At 70.9% G+C, this 8,017-nt stretch carries 7 protein-coding genes and 1 pseudogene; 4 read left to right on the top strand and 4 right to left on the bottom strand.

Features of this window, described 5'->3' with window-relative positions; all coding sequences use genetic code 11:
* A pseudogene (locus G6017_RS11530) lies at positions 1 to 278 on the top strand (hypothetical protein); the annotation flags it as partial.
* An 8-nt stretch (positions 279 to 286) separates the two neighbouring features.
* Entirely contained in the window at positions 287 to 1,603 is a 1,317-nt protein-coding gene (locus tag G6017_RS11525; protein ID WP_182617451.1) for an AarF/UbiB family protein, read from the top strand.
* A 21-nt stretch (positions 1,604 to 1,624) separates the two neighbouring features.
* On the opposite strand, the gene G6017_RS11520 is transcribed toward G6017_RS11525, so the two are convergent.
* The gene (locus tag G6017_RS11520; RefSeq protein WP_338404176.1) at positions 1,625 to 3,745 is read right to left on the bottom strand and encodes an ATP-dependent DNA helicase UvrD2; all 2,121 of its coding nucleotides are present in this window, start codon (positions 3,743 to 3,745) and stop codon (positions 1,625 to 1,627) included.
* Positions 3,746 to 3,830: 85 nt separating this feature from the next.
* Here G6017_RS11520 and G6017_RS11515 point away from each other — a divergent pair, with 85 nt between their 5' ends.
* Complete coding sequence (locus G6017_RS11515) at positions 3,831 to 4,103, top strand: mycoredoxin (RefSeq protein WP_179524804.1); 273 nt, start codon at positions 3,831 to 3,833, stop codon at positions 4,101 to 4,103.
* Positions 4,104 to 4,219: 116 nt separating this feature from the next.
* Positions 4,220 to 5,215 (top strand): IS481 family transposase, encoded by a 996-nt coding sequence (locus G6017_RS11510; protein ID WP_182617449.1) that lies wholly within the window; start codon positions 4,220 to 4,222, stop codon positions 5,213 to 5,215.
* Here G6017_RS11510 and nudC read toward each other — a convergent pair.
* The 3 genes from nudC to G6017_RS11495 form a co-directional block, all read right to left on the bottom strand.
* Positions 5,212 to 6,126 (bottom strand): NAD(+) diphosphatase, encoded by a 915-nt coding sequence (gene nudC, locus G6017_RS11505; RefSeq protein WP_179524803.1) that lies wholly within the window; start codon positions 6,124 to 6,126, stop codon positions 5,212 to 5,214. The two genes, G6017_RS11510 and nudC, sit on opposite strands and share 4 nt — an antisense overlap.
* Positions 6,127 to 6,224: 98 nt before the next feature.
* Positions 6,225 to 7,304, bottom strand: a complete 1,080-nt coding sequence (locus G6017_RS11500) for a potassium channel family protein (protein WP_179524802.1) — start codon at positions 7,302 to 7,304, stop codon at positions 6,225 to 6,227.
* A 62-nt stretch (positions 7,305 to 7,366) separates the two neighbouring features.
* A partial coding sequence (locus tag G6017_RS11495; protein WP_182617447.1) for a PD-(D/E)XK nuclease family protein occupies positions 7,367 to 8,017 on the bottom strand: 651 nt, incomplete at its 5' end.

Below are 8,017 nucleotides of genomic sequence, written 5' to 3'. Positions count from 1 at the left end.
TCGTGGACCTGTTCCGCGCCGGACGTGACCCGCGGTGGCCGTTCGTCGCCGCCCAGCTCGTCGGCCGATCCCCCTCGGCCGGAGTGCCCGCGCTCACGGCGGCAGCCGCCCTGGTCCTCGCCGAGGTCTCCGCCAGCCGTGAGGCCGACCGCCCCCTCCAGACCATCGGGGCGTCCGTCGAGATCAATCCCGCCGAGGGGCTGTGGAGAAGGCTCGAATGGCCGTCCTCCGATCGCTGTACCTGCGGCGCGGCGACATATCGGCATCCTCTGTCATGATTGGAGGCGTGGCCGATCTCCCCCGCACCTCATCCCGCCGAGCAGCGCGCCTCGCAGGCCTGCCCCTGGGAATCGCCGGACGAGCCGCCGGGTCGCTGGGACGTCGAGCTCTGGGCAAGGGCGAGGGCGTACTGACCGAGGAGCTGGCCGACCAGGCGGCCGAACAGGTCTTCGCCGTGCTCGGAGAGCTCAAGGGCGGGGCGATGAAGGTGGGTCAGGCTCTCAGCGTGTTCGAGGCCGGGATGCCCGACAAGTACGCGGGCCCGTTCCGCGAGGCGCTCACCAAGCTCCAGGCCGAGGCTCCGCCGCTGCCCCCCGCCGAGGTCGAGCAGGTCCTCGACACCCAACTCGGCCTGCGGTGGCGGGAGCGGTTCGCCGAGTTCAACACCTCCGCGGCCGCCGCGGCCTCGATCGGGCAGGTGCACCGCGCGGTCTGGTCGGACGGTCGGGAGGTGGCGGTGAAGATCCAGTACCCCGGGGCCGACGAGGCGTTGCGGTCGGACCTCCGTCAGCTCCGACGTCTCTCCCCGCTCCTGCGGCCCCTCAACCCCGGCACCGACGTCAAAGGGGTCATCGACGAGTTGTACGACAGCGCCGTGGCCGAACTGGACTACCGGGGGGAGGCCGACACGCAGCGGGTGTTCGCCGCCGCGTTCCGCGACGACCCGCTGATCCGCGTCCCCGCCGTGCTCGCCTCCGCCCCGAAGGTCCTGGTCACCGAGTGGGCCGAGGGCCGCACGCTCGGCCGGATCGCCGCGAGCGGGACCCAGGAGGAGCGCGACCGGGCCGGTGGACTGCTGGCGGAGTTCCAATTCTGTTCCCCCGCCCGCGCGCGGATGATGCACGGCGACCCGCACCCCGGCAACTTCCTCCTCGCGGACGACGGTCGGATGGTGGTGCTGGACTTCGGGGCGTCACTCCCGCTACCGGACGGCATGCCCGCGGTCCTCACCTCGATGATGCGGCTCGCGCTGGCCGGGGAGTCCGAGGAGCTGCTCGCCCTCATGACGCGCTCCGGGTACGTGGGCCGGGGCGGGTTGGACCCCGCGGACGCGATGGCCTTCCTCGGGCCCTTCATCGAGCCGATGCGCAAGCCCGAGTTCCACTTCGACCGCAAGTGGATGCAGGGGATCATGGCGGTGTACGGGGACGTCTCCGGCCGTGAGTTCCGGACCTCGCGGTCCTTCACGCTTCCCCGCGAGTACGTCCTCATCCACCGGGTGCTCTCGGCCTCGGTGGGCATGCTGTGCCAGCTCGAGGCGACCGCCCCGTACCGGCAGATCGTCCATCGCTGGATGCCGGAGATCTTCCCCGACGAGGAGTGAGCCACACCGGACCGGCCGGGATCAGCCCTCCCTGACCAGGCGGAGGACATCGTCCCCGTACTCGCCGAGCTTGTGCGCCCCGATCCCGCCGATGCGCCCGAGCGCCCGGGTGTCCGCGGGACGCTCGCGGGCGATCTGCACGAGAGTGTCGTTGGTGAACACCGTGTACGCGGGCTTGCCGATGCGTTCCGACGTCTCCCTGCGCCAGTCGCGCAGCCGCTCGAACAACCCGGTGTCGACCTCCACCGAGCAGTCGGGGCACGATCCCAGCGCCCGGTGCATCGGCCCGGTGAGCCGCTCCCCGCATCCGCGACAACGCCCCTTGTCCGGGGAGTCGGACGTCTGGCGGCTTCCCCCGGGCGCCGGTGCCGGGCGGACCGGGTCGAGGAAGCGGCTGGGACGGCGAGTGGCGCGGCCCCCGGCCCGTCGGCTGCGGCTCCACGAGACGGACAGGTGCTCCCGTGCCCGGGTGACCCCCACGTACAGCAGTCGCCGCTCCTCCTCGATGGCGTCCGGCCCGGCCTTGATCGCGTGACTGATGGGCAGGCTGCCCTCGTGCACCCCGAGGAGGAACACCGCATCCCATTCGAGCCCCTTGGCGGCGTGGAACGACGCCAGGGTCACCCCGCGCTGGTCAGGGGCGTGCCTCGCGGCGGCGCGGGCTCTCAGACCGGCGACCACCGGGAGTAGTCCGGGGCGGTCCTCGGTGGTGGCGATCTCCTCCACGAGGCCCATCAGCGCGGTCAGCGACTCCCACTTCTCCCGGGCCTGGGCGCCCGACGGCTCGGCGGCCGTGAGACCCAACGGTTCCAGTGACGCCCGGATCACCCGCGCGACGTCGGTGGGGTCGGTGAGCGCGGAGTGCTCCTCCGTGACCGCCTCGTCGGTGCCGTCGACCAGTCTGTCGATCGCCGACATCGCGCGCCTGATCACCGTCCGGTCGAAGAAGCCCTCCCCACCCTTGAGCCGATAACCGATCCCCACCTCGTCCAGCGCGGCCTCGATGCGCTCCGACTGCGCATTGACGCGGTAGAGGACCGCGACCTCCGAGGGGTCGAGCCCACCGTGGACCAGATCGGCGATCGCCCCGGCGACCGCCTCCGCCTCCGCGTCCTCGTCCGGATACTCGGTGAGGACGGGGTCGGGCCCCGCCGGACGCATTCCTCGGAGGGTGAGACCGGCTGATCGGAACCGCCCCGCGCCGGCCCCGATCACCGCGTTGGCCAGGTCGACCACCTGCGGGGTGGACCGGTAGTCCGACTCCAGGCGGACGACGGTCGCCTCCGGGTAGCGCTCGGCGAATCCGAGCAGATAGTCCGGATCGGCCCCGGCGAAGGAGTAGATGGTCTGGTTGACGTCGCCCACCACGGTGAGGTCGTCGCGCCGACCGAGCCAGGCCGACAGCAGGCGCTGCTGGGCGGGGGTGACGTCCTGGAACTCGTCCACCACGAAGCACCGGTAGCGGTCCCGGAACTCCTCCGCGATCGCCGGGACCTCCTCCACCAGTTCCGCCATGTGTCCCAGCAGATCGTCGAAGTCGAGCATGCGGACCGGGCCCGACACCTTGAGATCCTCGTACGCCCGGAACGCCCGCGCCACCTCCGGGGCGGGGGCCGGGAGGTCACGACTGAGTGCGACCGCCCGCTCGGCGTACGTGTCGGGGGTGAGCAGACTGGACTTGGCCCAGCCGATCTCGGTGAGGACGTCCCGGATCGTCTCCGTGGAGGGATCCAGCCCCACCCGGCGGACCGCCTGCGCGACCGCCCGGAACTGTCCGTCGAGCAGCTGCCAGGGTTCCTCGCCGTAGACCCGCGGCCAGAAGTAGGAGAGGTTGCGCAGGGCCGCAGAGTGGAAGGTCCGCGCCTGGACCGGCCCCGTCCCCGCGTCCGCCACGCCCAGCCCGGCGAGCCGCATGCGCAGTTCCCCTGCCGCGCGGGCGGTGAACGTGACGGCCAGGACCTGGTCCCCACGGACGTGTCCGGTGGTCACCAGGTGGGCGATGCGCCGGGTGATGGTGCGCGTCTTGCCGGTCCCCGCACCCGCGAGGATGCAGACGGGTCCGCGGGGCGCCAGGACTGCCCGCCGCTGCTGGGGGTCCAGTCCGTCGAGGGCCGAGTCCCGGTCACGCCGCACGTCATCCACGCCACCATGGTGGCATCCGGCCCCGACACATCGCCGTGGGCCTCCCCCGGGATGATTCCCCGGTCTCCGAGCGTTGGACCCCGTCATGAGCGATCTCACGAACGATGCCGAGGCCCTGACCCTCTACACCACCACGTGGTGCCCCTTCTGTACCCGGCTCAAGAAGCTGCTGGACGAGAAGGAGATCGGTTACACGGAGATCGACGTGGACGCCGACGCCGAGGCCGCGGCGTTCGTCGAGAGCGTCAACGGCGGCAACCGTGTCGTCCCGACGGCGCTGTACTCGGACGGCACCACCGCCACCAACCCCCCGGCCTCCCAGGTGCGGGCCAAGCTCGCCGAGCTCGCGGACGCCTAACTGTGATGTCCAGGGAGGTTGTCCCGATTCGCGATGGTGAGTTCAGCTGACAGGTGAAGGCCTCCGGTTGTGAAGTGGAGCTGTCTAGTTCAACGCTTCACCGACCGGAGGCCTTCGTGTCCCACGCTAACGCGACCCTGACCCCACGTACCCGTTTGCGGCTGGCAAGACTGATCGTCGACGACGGGTGGACCTACTCCGCCGCGGCCACAATGTTCATGGTCGCACCCCGAACCGCCAAGAAATGGGCCGACCGCTACCGCGCCCAGGGCCCGGCCGGCATGCCCGATCGCAGCTCACGGCCCCGCACGAGCCCGAACCGCACTTGCCCAGTGATGGTCCGCAAGATCGTGCGACTGCGCTGGAGACACCGACTCGGGCCGATCCAGATCGCTGGCCGTCTGGGGATCGCCGCCTCCACCGTGCACGCCGTGCTCGTACGGTGTCGAATCAACCGACTCTCGCGCATCGACCGCGTCACCGGCGAGCCACTGCGCCGCTACGAACACGACCGGCCCGGCTCCCTGATCCACGTTGATGTGACCAAATTCGGCAACATCCCCGATGGCGGCGGTTGGCGTTACGTCGGCAAACAGCAGGGGCTACGCAATCGCGCAGCAACAGATACCGATCGACGCAAAGGTCGCGTGCGCGGCCCCCGTCTGGGCACCGCGTTCGTGCACACCGTCATCGATGACCACTCACGGGTGGCGTACGCCGAGATCCACGCCGACGAGAAAGCCGCCACGGCCATCGGGGTGCTTGAACGCGCGGCGGCCTGGTTCGCCGACCGAGGGGTCACGGTCGAGCGGGTGCTCTCCGACAACGGTTCGGCCTACAGATCCCACGCCTGGCGCGGCGCCTGCACAAGCTTGGGGATCGTGCACAAGCGCACCCGCCCATACCGGCCACAGACCAACGGCAAGATCGAACGTTTCCACCGCACCCTGGCCGACGGCTGGGCCTACGCCCGCTTCTACGAGTCCACCGACGCCCGCAACGAGCGACTACCTCAGTGGTTGCACTTCTACAATCAGCATCGAGCCCACTCCGCCCTCGGAGGAAGGCCACCGGTCACCCGACTGACCAACCTCCCTGGACATCACACCTAACGGTCCACCGCGGCGACCCACGACCGGAGCATCACGTGGGCGATCGATACCGGTGGGGCCACCATGAGGTCGCCCCGTCCGTCGAGCGCGGCGCGGACCTCGTCGACGTCGAACCAGGCGGCCTCACTGATCTCCTCGTCCTCGAGCACGATCGGCGCGTCCGGGTCCCCGACCGCGTGGAAACCCACCATCAGTGAGCGGGGGAACGGCCAGGGTTGGCTGCCGAGGTAGCGGACCCGGTCGACCTCCACGCCGACCTCCTCCTTCACCTCGCGCCGGACACAACCCTCCAGGGACTCCCCCGCCTCCACGAATCCGGCGACGTGGGAGTACATCCCGGCCGGCCAGACCGGTTGACGTGCCAGGAGCACCCGGCGCCCACCGTCGTGGACCAGGCAGATCACGGCCGGGTCCGTGCGTGGGTACTCGGGTCCTCCGTGGAACGGGTCCTCGATGGCCCAGCCCGCGTCCACGCGGCGCGGATGGTGCTGCGGTTCCCGGCCCCGCACGGTGTCCCGGTGCCAGCCGAGCAGGGCGAGGGCCTGCGAGGCCAGTGAGCCGTCGCCCTCGACCAGGTCCGCTCCGGTCACCCGGAGTGACGCCACCGCCGGGTCATCGGGCAGCTCCTCCACGGGCAGGGCCCAGATGTGGCGCCCCTCGTCCGTACGCCCGAGGAACACCGCGGTCTCCGGCAGCTCCTCGGCGTGGTCCGACGCGGGTTCCAACCGGATGCGTCGACGGCCCCCGGCCGCCGGGTCCGTGGCGAACCGGTTGCGGCGGTCGACCCGCAGCACCCGCGCGGTGGCCCATCCCCGCGACAGACCGTCGACGTCCTGCCTGAGCGGCGCGGCCCGGTCGGGCGCGGCGACGGACAGCACGGGGTCGGAGTCGAGGCTGAAGTCCAGCGGCATGGTCGGGGTTCCTTCTCGCAGATCTTGAGGGAGCGGTCAGCGTGCCAGCCCGGCGGACGCCGCGGCCACCCGGACCGCCCGCGTCGCCGGCCCTGGTCTCAGCCCGAGACCATCTTGATGTAGAGCAGGCGGTCCCCGGTCTCCAGGGCGTCCGCCTCGGGTTCGTTGACCTTGATCAGCTGACCCTTGCGGACCACTCCCAGGACGAGCTCGGCCAGATGGCGCGGCGAGCCGCCGACCTCGGACTCCTCCACGCGCCGTTCGGCGATGGAGAACCCCTCGTCGGGGGTCAGCAGGTCCTCCATCATCCCCACGACGGTCGGGGTGATGGTCGCCAGGCCGAGCAGGCGCCCGGCCGTCTCGGCGGAGACCACCACGGAGTCCGCGCCCGACTGCTTCAGCAGATGCTTGTTATCCGACTCACGAACGGTGGCGACGATCTTGGCGTTGGGTGCCAGCTCGCGCGCGGTCAGCGTGACCAGCACCGCGGTGTCGTCGGAGTTGGTCGCCACCACCACGGCCGCGGCGCGGGTGACGCCCGCGAGCTTGAGGACGTCCGACCGGGTGGCCGAGCCCTGGACGGTGACCAGTCCGCGGGCGGCCGCGGACCTCAGCGCCTGGGGGTCGGTGTCGACCACGACGATGTCGTCGGGGGCGATCTCGTCGGCGAGCATCGCCGCGACGGCCGACCTGCCCTTGGTGCCGTAGCCGACGACGACGGTGTGGTTACGCACGAGGTTCCTCCAACGCTGGATCCTGAGGGCCTGACGGGACTGCTCGGTGAGCACCGACAGGGTGGTACCGACGAGCAGGATCAGGAAGAGCACGCGCAGCGGCGTGATCAGAATGGCGTTCAGCAGCCGCGCCTGCTGGGTGATCGGGGAGATGTCCCCGTAACCCGTGGTCGAGAGGGAGACGGTGGCGTAGTAGAAGGCGTCGACGACCGTGATCCGGCCGTCGGCCCCACCGCCGCCTTCATACCCCTCCTGATCGAGATACACCACGAGGGCCGCCAGGGCCAGCGTGAGCACGGCCATCAGGACGCGCTTGCCGATGAGCCGCCACGGGCTCTCGGCGTTCGCGGGGATGCTCACCACGCCCACGAGGATGTGGTCGGGGCTCTCGTCCAAGGGGTCGCTGCTGCGGACACGGGACGCGAGTGCGCGCTTCCTCACCATCGGCAGCTCCGTTCCGGGACGGGACCGCCGTCGATCATCGGGGTCACCGGGACCATCGTGGCCTATCGGTCACCGTCGGACAACAACCGGCCTCTCCCCGGTCCGGTGGAGAGGAGTCGGAGCAGCTCCTCCGCGTCGGGGAGATCGGCCGGTTCGACGGTCCTCCCGGCGCGGACGTAGTGGAAGGCGGCCCGGACCCTGTGGAGTTCGACCGGTCGTCCGAGCCTGGCGGAGACGACTCTCGCCCACGCGTAGCGGTAGACCGCCAACTGGAGCGAGACCGCGGGCATCTCCCCGGGGCCAGGGACCCGCCCGGTCTTCCAGTCGACGACGATCCAGTCGTCCCCGTCCGCGAACACCGCGTCCATGCGGCCACGCAGCAGATGCTCCCCGAGTCCGACCTCGAACGGCACCTCCACCGCCTCGGGTGTCTGTCGGGCCCATCGCGACGATTCGAAGGCCTGCTGCAACGCCGTGAGGTCCGACTCCGACACACCGTCGACCGCGCCATGGTCCCCGGCGCCGGGGAGATCGTCGATGTCCAGCAGGTGGGTGGCCCCGAAGCGGTGTTCCAGCCACAGGTGGAACCGCGTTCCGCGACGGGCGAAGCGGTCGGGCCGGAACGGCACCGGTCGGCGGAGGCGATCGGTGAACGCGTCGGGATCGGTCGCCATGGCCACCACCTCACCCGCGGTCAGCCGCCGCGGCAGGAC

Origin of the sequence: Dietzia sp. B44 (assembly GCF_014145245.1) — a bacterium.
Classification (GTDB): Bacteria; Actinomycetota; Actinomycetes; order Mycobacteriales; family Mycobacteriaceae; genus Dietzia; species Dietzia natronolimnaea.
The sequence above is the reverse complement of the archived record's forward strand: the minus strand, read 5'-3'. Positions and strand labels throughout refer to the sequence as shown.